Below are 13,889 nucleotides of genomic sequence, written 5' to 3' on the forward strand. Positions count from 1 at the left end.
CACGCGAGCACCTTACACACTCGCTAATACATGTCCAGCGGCGGCAATCCGGCGCATATTCGACTTTTGTCTAATACGCCGGAGAGCGAGTTTCACTGCCTAAAATCAAGGCAAATCAAGGCATTCGACCGGGTTACAGCTCGGCAGAAGAGGCCCAGAGATTGACGTCGGCTTCGCGAGCGTAGAGGTCGATCTCGGCCAATTCCTCGGCCGTAAACGTGTCGTTTTCAAGCGCCTTGACGCAATCGACGATCTGCTCGGAACGGCTGGCGCCGATCAGCGCCGAGGTGATGCGACCGCCGCGCAGCACCCAGGCGAGCGCCATCTGCGCCAGCGTCTGGCCGCGCTTTTCGGCAATGGCGTTCAGCTTGCGGATATTGTCGATGATCGCAGGACGGATGAAGTCCTTCTTGAGGAAGTGGTTCTGTGCGGCACGGCTGTCCTGCGGAATACCGCCGAGATACTTCGTCGTCAGCATGCCCTGGGCGAGCGGCGAGAAGACGATGGAGCCGATGCCGAGATCTTCAAGCGTGTGAACGAGGCCGTCGTCCTCGATCCAGCGGTTGAGCATGGAATAGCTCGGCTGATGGATCAGGCAGGGTGTACCAAGCTCCTTCAGGATCGCGGCCGCCTCGCGGGTGCGCTGCGAGTTGTAGGAGGAGATGCCGACATAGAGCGCCCGGCCGGACCGCACGATATGGTCGAGCGCGCCGCAGGTTTCCTCCAGCGGCGTATCCGGATCGAAGCGGTGCGAATAGAAGATATCGACATAGTCGAGGCCCATGCGCTTCAGGCTCTGGTCGCAGGACGCGATCAGATACTTGCGGCTGCCCCATTCGCCGTAAGGACCGGCCCACATGTCGTAGCCTGCCTTGGACGAGATGATCAGCTCGTCACGAAGCCCGGCAAAGTCCGTGCGCATGATCTCGCCGAAGGCGGTCTCGGCCGAGCCCGGAGGCGGGCCGTAATTGTTGGCAAGATCGAAATGGGTAATGCCGAGGTCAAACGCCGTGCGGCACATGTCGACCTTGCGGTCGTGCGGCGTGTCGCCGCCGAAATTGTGCCAGAGCCCGAGCGAGATCGCCGGCAGCTTCAGGCCGGACCGTCCGACGCGGTTGTACTTCATGGTGTCGTAGCGGTTTTCCGCCGGTAGCCAGGCCATCGCAATTCCTCCGCGATCGGGTGCGAATGGCGTTCAGCCGCCATCCAAAATACTTAAATGTTTCCGCAGCGTGCCTCGGAAACTCTACAGGGCAAGCTCTATCGCATCTGCAGAAGACCCGGAATCCTTATTCGAAGCGTTGCGCACAGTTTCTAGGTTCAAGGAAGAGACTTCGGCAGGAGGACGCAGTCATCGTGAACATCATAATCGGTCTTTGGCTTGCGCCCCGCCAGGCGAACCGGCCTTGACAGGAGCTTCACAGGCAACGGGAACGGTAAGGTGCGCCCTTCACCTTCTATCCGCTGCTTTTCATCAAGCATCATGTCCATCAGCGACGCGTTGCCTTCCTCCGTACACAGCCGATCCGGCAACAGTTCGTGGCGGACAAAGCTCTCTTCTTCCGACCGTTTGCCGATCATGGCAAGCAGCCTGACTTCGCTCGAGTCTGCCGGGTCGACAATCCCCGAAGCACCAAGCCACCTCTGCCCGCCCGAGGCCATGTCCATCGCGACGTCCGGCTGCATGAGGTGAAGGACAAGGTGGGCAGTGGATGCATCACATTCTGGCTGGCTCACGACCCAGAGCAGGATGTCGTAGATCTCCGGATAGTCCCAGTTCAGACCGACCAGTTTATGCCACATGTCGGGATCACGCGGCGCTTCGGTCTCGAGCCATTCGAGAACATGGGAGATCTGCAATTTATCGAACCTGGACCAGTATTCATCTTCTACGCGCCGGTGCTCGGCTGCCAGCTTGGCTTCGCGCCTCGACCGCCGGTAGGCGGCTACACGATCGATCAGCGCTCGAGCGTATGATTTGCGTGGTGCCGGCCCGCCGTAAATGTCGCGCAATTGTTGGAACGTCTTCTGCTCTTGCTTCGAAAGCCGGGCAAGCGTGCGCTTAAATTCCCGATCGTTCATGCTCGTTGTGGCGTGCAACAGTTCGACAAAGCGCATCTCGCGTTTGGTGAGGTCGGTAAATGCCGGCGGAGGCCCGCCGCCCCTTGCCTCGGAGAACGCTTCCAGCGCGCCAAGCATGGCGTCCTGCGGCAGAATGCCGTAGGCCCGTGCGCGCGAACCGGATAGAAAGCCCGCGCGAGCCTCGTCATAGATTTTGTGCAATTTGCCGAGTGCCCTGTTCAGCCTTCGCCGGTTTACATGCCGATAGAGAAGAAACAGGCAACTCAGGACGACAACGACGATCCAAAACAGTGTCTCGACACGCATACTAACACCCCAGATTGCGATCTGCGTGTATAAGTACTCTGCGTTGCCGAGAAGTTAAGTGGTATCGGAAATGTGTCGTCACGGTCTATCTCACTGGGGCGCTTCACCCTTGGAAACGCCCCAGTGCGAGTTCGTAGGACTACGAGGCGACGGCGCTTCGCTCGACCGACACCTGTTCTTCCACCTCGCGCAGCAGCGCCCTCGCCTCCTCGATGCCGAGGGCGGCTGGCTGGGTGCAGGTGGTCGTGAGCTCGATGAACCGCCCTTCCTCGCCCGACTTCAGGATCGACACCATCACGTCGACGCCGTGCAGTGCGCGGTCGAGCGAGCAGCGGGCATCGCGGCCTTCGAGAATGGCGATCGCCATGTCGGCAAGACCGGCCGTGCGGTAGTTCGCCATCGGGCCTTGCGGGTGCTCCTGGTTTTCGACCGCAAAGGGATGATCCCACATTTCGAGCGGCTGGATATCCTTGTCGCGGCCGCTTGCTTCCACCTTGCCGCCGAAGAAGTTGGGATCGGGCACGAAGATCGAGCCTTCGGTGCCGTAGAGCTCCATATTGGCGTGGCGATGCGACCAGACATCCCAGCTCGCCGACAGCGTGATCGTCGCGCCGTTGTGGAACTCCAGCAGCGCATGGATGTTGGTCGGCGTCTTCACCGGAATGACTTCGCCGTTGCGCGGCTCGCTGGTGATGGTGCGCGTCGGGTTGGCCATCGACGACAGCGCCGCCACGCGCTTCACCGGGCCGATGAGGTTGATCAGGTTGGCAATGTAGTAAGGCCCGAGGTCGAGGATCGGACCGCCACCCGGCAGGAAGAAGAAGTCCGGGTTCGGATGCCACATCTCCATGCCCGGGCTGAGCACATGGCAGGTGCCCGACGTGACGCGGCCGATCTTGCCGGCGTCGATAGTGCTGCGGGCAAGCTGGTGGGCGCCGCCAAGGAAAGTATCGGGCGCGCAACCGACCGTCAGGCCCTTGGCCTTGGCGAGGGCGCGAAGCTCCTCGCCCTGCTCCAGAGACAGCACCAGCGGCTTTTCCGAGTAGACGTGCTTGCCGGCCTCGAGAATGCTTCTGGAAACCGGGAAATGCGCATCAGGGATCGTCAGGTTGACGACGATATCGACATCCGGATTGGTGAGAAGCGCCTCGATGCTCTGCGCTTTAACGCCATATTCCGCTGCGCGCGCTTCCGCCGCCGCCGGATTGATATCCGCGCAGGCGATGACTTTGATGCCCCTGAAGAGCGGAGCAAGCTTGAAATAGGTGGTGGAGATGTTGCCGCATCCGATGATGCCGACGCCAAGTTCCTTGGTCATGGATGAACCTGTTTCTCAATAGGATTGGATGGAGGCGAGCGAGCGCTTGGCAAAACGCTGGAAGTCGCTCGGGTTGTCGTGTTCGGCGATGAAGTAACGCGCCTTGGTGCCCGAGAGCGCCTGGAACAGGCCCTTCCAGTTGACCGTGCCTTCGCCGACATCGGCCCAGCCGTCCTCGTCCTTTTTCTCGCCCGTCGGCGCGATATCCTTCACATGCACGGCGGTGATCCGGTCGGCATATTTTTTGATCCAGGCGATCGGATCGGCGCCACCGCGGATGATCCAGGCGATGTCGGCTTCCCAGGACAGATCCGGTCCGCCCTCGAAAATCAGGTCCTGCGGAATGCTGCCATCCGACAGGGCCAGGAATTCGAAGTCGTGGTTGTGCCAGCCGAAGATCAGGCCGGCATCCCGGTAGGGCTTGCCGGCCGCCTGCAGCCGCTCGCCGAAGGCGCGCCAGCCGGCAGCGTCCGTCGGGCGATGTTCCGGCAGCAGGTAGGGGCAATAGATCGCCCGGATGCCGAGCGCCTTGGCGATTTCCAGCACTCGCGCCGGATCGCTCTCGAGCATATCCAGGCCGAAATGCGCTGTCGGCATGGCCAGGCCATTCTCGTCGAGGCCGTTTTTGAAGCTGGCGATCTCCGCATCGCTGAGCGCCGCATAGAGCGCGCCATAGCCTTCGACCTGGCTATAACCGGCCTCGCCGAGCGCCTTCAACACATCGGCGAAGGGCGGAAAATTGCGGGCGCTATAGAGCTGGAAACTGACGTCTTTCATCGAAAATCCTCCTTGGGAAATCATCGTGATCGGTCTGATCTGTAAGAGCGGGACAGGACCCGCGCAGGCTTGTCGTCATCCGGCCCTGAGCCAGGCGTCGTAGTCCGACACCAGCAGATGGACGGGTGGAGCGTCTTCCTCGATCGCCGAGAAGCGACCGACGGGTTCGCGGAAATAATTGTCGGTGAGGTCGTCGTTGACGGTCGAAACCTCGCCCATCAACACGTCGCCGTCTTCCGCCCAGAAGGCGTGCCAGTTGCCGGGCAGCAAAGTTACGCTTTCGCCGGGCAAGAGTTTTAGGAGATCGCCGGCCTTCAGCCTTCTCAGCCGCGCATCAGTTGCCACCTCGACGTCGCTCTCCTCGTCGACGGTGCCGTCGGAGCGCGAATTGTACATCTGCAGCACCAGCGTTCCGCCGCCGCGGTTGATGATGTCCTCGGTCTTGATGGCATGGCGATGCAGCGGATTGACCTGGCCGCTGCGGGTGATCATCAGCTTCTCGGCATAGACCATGCCTTGGCCCGTCTTCAGATTGGAAGCATCGCCGTTGCGCAGCGTGAAGAGCACGAGGCCGAATTCGTCGAAGCGGCCCTTGCCGTAATCGGTGATGTCCCAGCCGAGACGGGCACCGAAGATCGTCGGGCAATCCGAAGCGACGCGCGCTTTCATTTCCTCAGGCGACCAATAGGCAAAGGGCGGAAGCACGAAGCCGAAGCTGCGCATGAAGGCATCGCTGCGGGCGATGATGTCGTTGACGTGGCTGCGTTTCATGACGGGTCACCCCTTTCCCTGGCAGGATTCGAGATCGAAGGCGGCAAAGCGCGGCAGCGTGCCTTCAGCAAGCGGTGTCTTCGGTGTGAAACGGACGACCTTCGTTTCTCCGGCGGTGAGATCGAAGGCATTGTCGGAGTGACGCCCGGGGACATCGGCCTCGATCATCACGTGCAAAGCAAGGCCGCTCGCCGTCACCGAAACGTCAAAGGCGCCCTCGTCCGCCGGTGCGACAGTGAGCGAAAGCCCCGAGGGCTGAAGGTCGAGCGCCTTGTAGGTGCCCGGCACATGATGGCCCTCACCGCGCATGCCGTTCGACGCGTCGAAGGACCAGAACAACAGCGCATTGTCGGGAATGTCGCGCGCCGCGATGCTCACCAGGGTTGCCGCCCGGTCCGGCGAGCAGGTGCCGGCTGCGGCCATCAGCGGCGTGCGTGTGCCGTCGAGCGTAACGACGAAGGCCTGCAGTTCCACCGTCACCGGCCCGGCCGTGTCGTTGACCATCGAAAAGGTGATTTCCTTGCCGTCAGTGGACGGGATGGCGGCAACACAGACGGGCTGGAAGAAGCGCCGCACCATGTAATGCATCGCCTTCCAGCTGCCGCCGTAATCGAGACTCGACCAGGAGGCGACCGGCCAGGTGTCGTTGAGCTGCCAGTAGAGCGTGCCCATGCAATGGGGTTTGAGCGAGCGCCAGTAATCGACAGCGGTGCGGATGGCTAGGCCCTGCTGGATCTGGCTGAGATAGACGAAACCAGGGAAATCCTTGGGAAAGCGGAAATAGCGGAACATCGTGCCAGCGATGCGCTCGTTGCCGCCAACATTCTTCTGGTGGCTCTCGATGACGGGTGCGGCAATATTCAGGTCTTTTTCCGCCGCGAACTGGCGAATGACAGGCATCGAGGTGTAGGACTGGAACCCGAACTCCGAGCAGAAGCGTGGGCGCACGGAGCGGTAATTGTCGAAGGATTTGTTCTCGTGCCACACCGACCAGTAGTGCATGTCGCCGGAACCGTCCGAATGCCAGGCATCGCCGAAATCGAGATAGCCGGATGCCGGACTCGACGGCCACCACAGCGCCTCCGGCAGCGCCCCCTTCAGCGCCACTTCCACCGTGCGGTTCAGCCGGTCATAGGAGACGAGATAACGGTCGCGGTCCTTGCGCGGTTCGTCGAACCAGGTGAGCGCGCCGACCAGTTCGTTGTCGCCGCACCAGAGAGCGATCGACGGGTGGGAGGACAGGCGCTTGACCTGATAGTCGACCTCGGCGGCGACATTGTCGAGGAAATCGGGCGTCGAGGGATAGAGGTTGCAGGCGAACATGAAGTCCTGCCAGACCATCAGGCCCAGCCGGTCGCAGAGGTCGTAGAACCAGTCCGGCTCGTAGAAACCACCGCCCCAGACGCGGATCATGTTCATGTTGGCATCGACCGCCGAGGTGAGCAGGTCCTCGACGCCCTCTTGCGTCACGCGCGACATCAGCGCATCGGCCGGGATCAAGTTGGCGCCCCGGCAAAAGATCTCGCGGCCGTTGACGCGGAAGGCAAAGCGGCTGCCCGCCTCGTCCTTGTCGGTCAGAAGCTCAATCGTGCGGAAACCGATCTGGCGCGTCACCTGCTCCTGCGGCACTTCGACCGTTAGCACCGAAAGGTTCTGCTCGCCGCTGCCGGCCGGCCACCAGCGCTTCGGCTCGCTGACGGTAAAGACGTGGGTGACGCGGGTCTCACCGGCACCGACGGCGCAATCGAGCCGCTCCCTCTGGCCGTCGAGCGAGAAATGAACCGGCACGATGCCTGGACCATCGGCAAACAGCGTCACGGTCACCTGCAGGTCGACCGAACCATCGTCGAGCCAGACCTGCCGCGTCGTCACATGCTCGATGCGGGCGATCTCCAGCCGGCGGAGCGCCAGCGTGCCGTAGACGCCGAGCGGCGCAATCGCGATGTTCCAGTCCCAGCCGAAATGGCATTGCGGCTTGCGCAGCATGTTGCCGTTGGCGATCGGCGAATTGCCGGGATGGTAGGGCACGTAGAACGGTTGCGCCGCCTGCCGGCGCGCACCCTCTGATATCGAGGACGGCAGCACCATGCGGATGCGGTTTTCACCGGCGACAAGCGCGCGCGAAACATCGGGGCGGTGGCGGCGGAAGCAATTGTCGGCCTCGAGCACGAGGCGGTCGTTGACGAAGACCGAGGCGACAGTGTCGATGCAATCAAGGTCGAGATACCAATAGCCGCCGAGATCGCCGGCATCGATCGAAACCGTGCGCTCGATCACCCAATCCTTGTGCGCCACCCACTGCACGTCGTCCTCGTTGCGGCCGACATAGGGGTCTTCGATGACGCCGGCCTTCTGCAGCGCCGTGTGCACGTCGCCCGGCAAGGCCATGGTGGTCGCATGGCTTTGATCGCCGGAGGCGAGCTGCCATTCGCCCGAAAGATCGAGATGGACGGCGGTTCGGTTCAGATCCTCTAAGAGCATTTCCATATTCCGTTGATCGCCGGCGACAGTGCCGGCATGCCAGTGTGTCGAAACGCGCCGGATGATGGAAGCCGGCGCGTTTCCTCGTTGCTCACAAACGGTTTTCGCTGACCGCGTCGAAGATCGAGGCGGCCGCCATGTCGAAGGAAAGCGTGACCTCCGTGCCCGGCTTGTAGCGGCGCTGGCCGGCGATGCGCACCGACATCGACTGGCCGGCAAGCTTCAGCCAAAGCAGGTTGTCGGCGCCCATCGGCTCCTCGATATCGACAACAGCCTGATGCGACGCCTGGCCGCTCAGCGCCTCGTCGACGCGCACATGCTCGGGCCTGACGCCCAGAACGACCTTCTGCCCTGATTTGAACGGCCCACGCGATGGATAGGCCGATACGTCGAAATCGACGCCATTGGCATGGACGAAGGCGCGCCCATCCTTCAATTGCAGCTCGCCGCGGAAGAAGTTCATCGACGGCGAGCCGATGAAGCCGGCGACGAACAGGTTTTCCGGCGCGTTGTAGATCGTCATCGGATCGGCAAGCTGCTGGATGACGCCGCTCTTCATGACCGCGATGCGATCGGCGAGCGTCAGCGCCTCGATCTGGTCGTGGGTCACATAGATCATCGTGTTCTTCAGCGATTGGTGCAGCCGCTTGATCTCGACGCGCAGTTCCGAGCGCAGCTTGGCATCGAGGTTGGAAAGCGGCTCGTCGAACAGGAATACGTCGACATCGCGCACCAGCGCCCGGCCGATCGCCACGCGCTGGCGCTGGCCGCCGGAAAGTTCGGCGGGCTTGCGCTTCAACAGCGGTTGGATCTGCAGGATCTCGGCAGCACGGCTGACGCGCTTGTCGATCTCGGCCTTCTCCACCTTGGCGACCTTGAGACCGAAGGACAGGTTCTTCTCCACCGACATCTGCGGATAGAGCGCGTAGGACTGGAACACCATGCCGATGCCGCGATCCTTCGGCTCCTCCCAGGTGACGTTCTTGTTCTTGATGAAGATCTGGCCGTCGCTGACATCCAAGAGGCCGGCGATGCAGTTGAGCAAGGTCGACTTGCCGCAGCCCGACGAGCCGAGCAGAACCAGGAATTCGCCGTCCTTGATGTCGAGGTTGAGCGTGTCGAGCACAGTGACGGCACCGAAGCTCAACGACAGATCCTTGACCGATACGCTGACGTTTTCCATGCCCTTATCCTTTCACTGCGCCGGCGGCGATGCCGCGGACAAAAAGCCGCCCGGAGACGAAGTAGACGATGAGCGGAACGGCGCCCGTGAGGATGGTCGCCGCCATGTTGACGTTGTATTCCTTCACGCCCTGCACCGAATTGACGATGTTGTTGAGCTGGACGGTCATCGGGTAATATTCCGGCCGGGTGAACACCACGCCGAACAGGAAGTCGTTCCAGATGCCGGTGACCTGCAGGATCATGGCCACGACGAAGATCGGCATCGACATCGGCAGCATGATGCGGAAATAGATCGTCCAGAAGCCCGCGCCGTCGACGCGCGCCGCCTTGAACAATTCCTCCGGCAGCCCCGCAAAATAGTTGCGGAACAGAAGCGTCAGGATCGGCATCCCGAAGATGGTGTGCACGATGATCAGGCCGGTCAGCGAGCCATAGACGCCAAGCTCGCGCAGCACGATGACGATCGGATAGATCATCACCTGATAGGGGATGAAGGCACCGACGATCAGGATGGTGAAGAACAGGTCAGCGCCCTTGAAGCGCCAGTTCGCCAGTGCATAGCCGTTCACCGACGCAATCGCGATCGACACGATCGTCGAGGGAACGGTGATGCGCACCGAGTTCCAGAAGCCGCGCGAAAGTCCGTCGCAGTTCAGGCCGGTGCAGGCGCTCGACCACGCCTTGACCCAGGGCTCGAAGGTGATTTCGAGTGGCGGTGCAAAGATGTTGCCGAGCCGGATTTCCGGCATGCCCTTCAGCGACGTCATGACCATGACGTAGAGCGGCAGCAGATAGTAGAGCGCCACGACGATCAGTGTGCCGTAGATCATGATGTTGCGGCCCGAAAGCGCCCGGCGCGGCTTGCGGCCCCGAGGCCCCACCTGGGTCGCCCGCGCCTGGACTTTTTCCACTTCGGGCTCGATGCCCGCGGCGATGGTGTTGAAAGCGACGATCTCAGGCACGCTTGCGCCCTCCCCCAAATTCGAGATAGGCCCAAGGCACGATGATGATTGCGACGGTCACGAGCATCATGGTCGAGGCGGCAAATCCCTGGCCGAGATTCTGCGCCTGGAACATGTAGTCGTAGACGTATTTGGCCGGCACTTCCGAGGCGATTCCCGGGCCGCCGCTCGTCTGCGCCACCACGAGATCGTAGACCTTGACGATGCCGCTGGCGATGATGACCAGCGTCGTGATGAAGACGCCGCGCATCATGGGGATGATCACCAGCAGATAGGTCTTCCACATCGGGATGCCGTCGACGCGGGTCGCCTTCCATATGTCCTCGTCAATGCCGCGCAGCCCGGCGAGCATCAGGCACATGACGAGCCCGGTTCCCTGCCAGAGTGCGGCAATCAGGATGCCGTAGATGACGATGTTGGAGTTGTAGAGCGGGTCGAAGGCAAAGCTCGTCCAGCCGAGCGAGCGCACCACCGACTGGATGCCGTATTCCGGATTGAGCAGCCATTGCCACACGAGACCCGTCACGATGAAGGACAACGCGAAGGGATAGAGCATGATGGTGCGGAAAGTGTTTTCGAAGCGGATCTTCTGGTCCATCAGCGCGGCCAGGAGAAAGCCGATCGCCAGACTGAAGATCAGCGAAAAGAAGCCGTAAATCACCAGGTTCTGGACCGAGATCAGCCAGCGCGGCGCCGCCCACAACCGCTCGTATTGATCGAGCCCGACGAAGGAAAGCCGCGGCAGCAGCCTGGAATTGGTGAAGGAATAGACCACGGTCCAGACCGTTCCGCCGAGGAAAATGACCACGGCCGTCAGGATCATCGGGATAGAGGCAAGCTTCGCATTCAGGTTCCGTAGCCACTGGTTCGGTCGACCCGATCCGCGTGTGTGACCCGCCATATTTCGTTCCTCCGGAACTGCAATGGTTTTCCAATGATGGGTAGCATCGGTTGCAGCGAACAGACCGCCGGATGCCGCGCCCATCACGTTGACAGCCACTCCCCATTCATGCCGCGCCGGGACGGACACTGGCCTGCGGCACGAATGCCCAGCATAGGGAGGCCTTGGCCGATCCCGCCCGAAGGCGGGACCGACGGATCAAGGATGGCTCACTCAGTCCGCCGAAGCGATGATGTCGGCAAAGCGCTTCTGCGCATCTTCCGGCGTCATGGAGGGGTTCGCGAAGAACTCGGAGAAGAGGTCTTCCTTCTGTTTCTGGCTGTCGGCAGACAGAAGTTGGTCGGTGCCCTGGATCACGTTGCCCTTGGCGAGAATGTCCAGACCCTTCTTCATGCAGTCGTTGGCGGCGGCCAGGTCGACGTCACCACGCACCGGCAGCGAACCCTTCTTCAGGTTGAACGCGACCTGCGTCGCCGGGTTCAGCAGCGTCGATGCCAGCGCTTCCTGCGCCTTGGACTTTTCCTCGTCCTTCAATAGCGGGAAGTAGAAGGCATCGCCCCCGGTCGAGATCACCTCGTTGACACCGAGACCCGGAAGGCAGGTGTAGTCGGTTCCGGCCTTTTGGCCAGCAAGCTGGAATTCGCCCTGTGCCCAGTCGCCCATGATCTGGCCGCCGGCCTTGCCGGTGATGACCATGTTCGTCGCCTGGTTCCAATCCTGGACGTTGGTGCCCTTGGACATGCGGCGCGCATCGTCGGCAGCCTTGAAGACCTTGGCGATCTCCGGTCCGGCTGCGGCTTCCTCGTCCTTGTCGCCAAAGACCTTCTGGAACGTGTCCTTGCCGGCAATCGCCACCATCAGCACGTCAAAGGCGCCGGCCGCCTGCCACGGCTGGCCGCCGACGGCGAGCGGCACGATGCCGGCCTTCTCGAGCGCTGGGGCGGCTGCGACGAACTCGTCCCAGTTCTTCGGCACGTCGACGCCCGCCTGCTTGAAGGCGGCGTTCGACAGCCAGAGCCACTGCCAGGAGTGGATGTTGACCGGTGCGCAATAGATCTTGCCGTCGATGGTGCAGGAATCGAGCAGGCTCGCCGGCTTGATGATCTCCTTCCACTTCTCCTTGGTGGCGACGTCAGTCAGGTCGCGCATCAACCCGGCCTCGACAAGCTCCTCGGCTTGGCGACCATGGTTGAATTGCGTGGCTGCCATGGGGTCACCACCGGTGATGCGGCTGACCATGATGGGGCGCGCCGTGCTGCCGGAACCGGCGATCGCACCGTCAACCCAATGATTGCCGGTCGCATCGAATGCCTTGGCCAGTTCGGCAACCGCTGCCGCCTCACCGCCTGACGTCCACCAATGGGTTACCTCAAGATCGGCAGCGCTTGCTGCACCGAGCGGCAGCACCACCGTCACCGCCAAAGCGGCCGCGAAAGAACGTAAATTCATGAGTCTCCTCCCTCACTGTAACGTTACCGTAAAAAACTTAGAGGAAACGATCCCGGTCCGCAACACCCACCCCAATGAATTTAAACAGAAACGTTATTTACAACTCATAGGCGCACTAGAGCGCAGCGACGAGACGTGAGATCACCGCGGGGAAATCAAAGGCAAAGAGGCAAAAGTTGCCACTATCCCGCTGTTTTTGATGAATATTGCCAAAGATCGCGGCCGTCTTGCTGCATATGCTCTCTCGCAAATGCACAACGCCCGATGCCACGGGCCTCACTCAACCAGAGTGTTTCATCTTTCGCAGCGCAGCAACAAAAATGCTCGACAGGACTACTGTATCGTTACAGATTTATCGGAACGGCGCCTTCCCAAAGCAGGATAGCTCCCCGTCACATTTCGTATATAAGGCGATGAAGTGACGCGAAACGGGACGGCGGGGCAAACTGGCCGATCGGACTTCGCACCGGCTGAGTGAAGGCTGGCGACAATGGCAAGGGCGGGCGGGTAAGGCGATGGACGGCAAGACGAAAAACAGACCGCTGACGCCGCCGCCGGATGGCGGCAGGCCAACGCTGAAGACAATCGCTTTCATGACCGGGCTCGGCATTACCACCGTTTCCCGTGCCTTGAAGGATGCGCCCGACATCGGCGCCGAAACTAAGGAGCGCGTTCGCCTCGTCGCCAAGCAGATCGGCTACCAGCCCAACCGCGCCGGCGTACGCCTCAGAACCGGCAAGACCAACGTCATCAGCCTGGTGCTGACGCTCGAGGAAGAGATCATGGGCATTACCAGCCCCATGGTCGTCGGCATCACCGAGGTTCTCGCCGGCACGCCCTACCACCTGGTCGTCACCCCCTACAGCGCCACCAAGGATGCCCTGGCGCCGATCCGCTACATCCTCGACACCGGCGCTGCTGATGGCGTGATCATCTCGCGCACGGAACCGCACGACCCGCGCGTGGCGCTTCTGACGGAGCGCGGCCTGCCCTTCGTCACCCATGGCCGCACCGAAATGGGCGTCGTCCACCCCTATCATGACTTCGACAACGAGCGTTTTGCCTATGAGGCGGTGCGCGAGCTGGTGGAGCGCGGCCGCAAACGCCTGGTGCTGCTGGAGCCGCCGCCGCACCTGACATTTTATTCCCATATGCGTGCCGGCTTCGAGCGCGGGCTTCGCGACTTCCAGGCGGATGCGGTCAGCTTCCATCATATCAACATCGACCACACGCTGGTCGAGATCCGCGACGCCTTCGAGACGCTGATGCGCTCCGACGACGCTCCGGATGGCATCGTCTCGGGCAGCGGCTCGGGCGCGATCGCGCTGATTGCCGGGCTCGAAGCCGCCAAGAAGACACTCGGCAAGGATGCCGACATGGTCTCCAAGGTGCCGAGCGATTTCCTGCGCTGGCTTCGCCCCGAGGTGGTGACCATGTACGAGGACATCCGGGTTGCCGGGCGCGAACTCGCCAAGGCGGTGATCGGCCATATCGACGGCCAGCCATCCGAGACGCTGCAGAGCCTCAGCCAGCCTGAGTTTCAGTCCGCCGTGCAGGTGTCGATCAAGCGATAACGGGTCGCGCGATTCCGCACCATCACCAATCGGCTTACCGTGCCCGGAAGCAACCTGTGGACGCACCGATTCCGAAGCGCTAA

At 61.7% G+C, this 13,889-nt stretch carries 11 protein-coding genes; 1 reads left to right on the forward strand and 10 read right to left on the reverse strand.

Annotation, left to right across the window (positions count from 1 at the left end):
* Positions 1 to 133: 133 nt before the first annotated feature.
* The 10 genes from mgrA to AC244_RS26310 all read right to left on the reverse strand — a co-directional run bounded on the left by mgrA (position 134) and on the right by AC244_RS26310 (position 12,232).
* A complete protein-coding gene (mgrA, locus tag AC244_RS26265; protein ID WP_053251771.1) occupies positions 134 to 1,162 on the reverse strand; it encodes an L-glyceraldehyde 3-phosphate reductase in 1,029 nt (342 codons plus the stop codon).
* 158 nt (positions 1,163 to 1,320) lie between these two features.
* Complete coding sequence (locus AC244_RS26270) at positions 1,321 to 2,388, reverse strand: hypothetical protein (RefSeq protein WP_053251772.1); 1,068 nt, start codon at positions 2,386 to 2,388, stop codon at positions 1,321 to 1,323.
* 139 nt (positions 2,389 to 2,527) lie between these two features.
* On the reverse strand, positions 2,528 to 3,706 hold the full coding sequence (locus AC244_RS26275; protein WP_053251773.1) for a Gfo/Idh/MocA family protein: 1,179 nt from the start codon (positions 3,704 to 3,706) through the stop codon (positions 2,528 to 2,530).
* Positions 3,707 to 3,721: 15 nt separating this feature from the next.
* Complete coding sequence (locus AC244_RS26280) at positions 3,722 to 4,483, reverse strand: sugar phosphate isomerase/epimerase family protein (protein WP_053251774.1); 762 nt, start codon at positions 4,481 to 4,483, stop codon at positions 3,722 to 3,724.
* A 75-nt stretch (positions 4,484 to 4,558) separates the two neighbouring features.
* Entirely contained in the window at positions 4,559 to 5,254 is a 696-nt protein-coding gene (locus tag AC244_RS26285; RefSeq protein ID WP_053251775.1) for a D-lyxose/D-mannose family sugar isomerase, read from the reverse strand.
* Between the two features lie 6 nt (positions 5,255 to 5,260).
* Positions 5,261 to 7,741 (reverse strand): beta-mannosidase, encoded by a 2,481-nt coding sequence (locus tag AC244_RS26290; RefSeq protein WP_152976111.1) that lies wholly within the window; start codon positions 7,739 to 7,741, stop codon positions 5,261 to 5,263.
* Between the two features lie 85 nt (positions 7,742 to 7,826).
* Positions 7,827 to 8,918, reverse strand: coding sequence for an ABC transporter ATP-binding protein (locus tag AC244_RS26295; protein ID WP_053251777.1), 1,092 nt, complete (start codon positions 8,916 to 8,918; stop codon positions 7,827 to 7,829).
* A gap of 4 nt (positions 8,919 to 8,922) precedes the next feature.
* The gene (locus AC244_RS26300; RefSeq protein ID WP_234717036.1) at positions 8,923 to 9,750 is read right to left on the reverse strand and encodes a carbohydrate ABC transporter permease; all 828 of its coding nucleotides are present in this window, start codon (positions 9,748 to 9,750) and stop codon (positions 8,923 to 8,925) included.
* A 124-nt stretch (positions 9,751 to 9,874) separates the two neighbouring features.
* Positions 9,875 to 10,783, reverse strand: coding sequence for a carbohydrate ABC transporter permease (locus tag AC244_RS26305; RefSeq protein ID WP_053251778.1), 909 nt, complete (start codon positions 10,781 to 10,783; stop codon positions 9,875 to 9,877).
* A 213-nt stretch (positions 10,784 to 10,996) separates the two neighbouring features.
* Positions 10,997 to 12,232: an ABC transporter substrate-binding protein gene (locus tag AC244_RS26310; RefSeq protein ID WP_053251779.1), complete on the reverse strand. Its 1,236-nt coding sequence runs from the start codon at positions 12,230 to 12,232 to the stop codon at positions 10,997 to 10,999.
* A gap of 515 nt (positions 12,233 to 12,747) precedes the next feature.
* On the opposite strand from AC244_RS26310, the gene AC244_RS26315 reads away from it, so the two are divergent.
* Positions 12,748 to 13,806 (forward strand): LacI family transcriptional regulator, encoded by a 1,059-nt coding sequence (locus AC244_RS26315; RefSeq protein ID WP_053251780.1) that lies wholly within the window; start codon positions 12,748 to 12,750, stop codon positions 13,804 to 13,806.
* The last annotated feature ends 83 nt before the right edge of the window (positions 13,807 to 13,889 follow it).

The sequence above is a fragment of the Ensifer adhaerens genome (assembly GCF_001270265.1).
Classification (GTDB): Bacteria; Pseudomonadota; Alphaproteobacteria; order Rhizobiales; family Rhizobiaceae; genus Ensifer; species Ensifer adhaerens_B.

What these genes read in the sequence shown, in the direction of transcription:
- AC244_RS26280 (WP_053251774.1), bottom strand. Translation starts at nt 4,483, where the DNA reads ATGAAAGACGTCAGTTTCCAGCTCTATAGCGCCCGCAATTTTCCGCCC.
- AC244_RS26300 (WP_234717036.1), bottom strand. Translation starts at nt 9,750, where the DNA reads ATGATCTACGGCACACTGATCGTCGTGGCGCTCTACTATCTGCTGCCG.
- AC244_RS26270 (WP_053251772.1), bottom strand. Translation starts at nt 2,388, where the DNA reads ATGCGTGTCGAGACACTGTTTTGGATCGTCGTTGTCGTCCTGAGTTGC.
- AC244_RS26315 (WP_053251780.1), top strand. Translation starts at nt 12,748, where the DNA reads ATGGACGGCAAGACGAAAAACAGACCGCTGACGCCGCCGCCGGATGGC.
- mgrA (WP_053251771.1), bottom strand. Translation starts at nt 1,162, where the DNA reads ATGGCCTGGCTACCGGCGGAAAACCGCTACGACACCATGAAGTACAAC.
- AC244_RS26295 (WP_053251777.1), bottom strand. Translation starts at nt 8,918, where the DNA reads ATGGAAAACGTCAGCGTATCGGTCAAGGATCTGTCGTTGAGCTTCGGT.
- AC244_RS26305 (WP_053251778.1), bottom strand. Translation starts at nt 10,783, where the DNA reads ATGGCGGGTCACACACGCGGATCGGGTCGACCGAACCAGTGGCTACGG.
- AC244_RS26285 (WP_053251775.1), bottom strand. Translation starts at nt 5,254, where the DNA reads ATGAAACGCAGCCACGTCAACGACATCATCGCCCGCAGCGATGCCTTC.
- AC244_RS26275 (WP_053251773.1), bottom strand. Translation starts at nt 3,706, where the DNA reads ATGACCAAGGAACTTGGCGTCGGCATCATCGGATGCGGCAACATCTCC.
- AC244_RS26290 (WP_152976111.1), bottom strand. Translation starts at nt 7,741, where the DNA reads ATGGAAATGCTCTTAGAGGATCTGAACCGAACCGCCGTCCATCTCGAT.
- AC244_RS26310 (WP_053251779.1), bottom strand. Translation starts at nt 12,232, where the DNA reads ATGAATTTACGTTCTTTCGCGGCCGCTTTGGCGGTGACGGTGGTGCTG.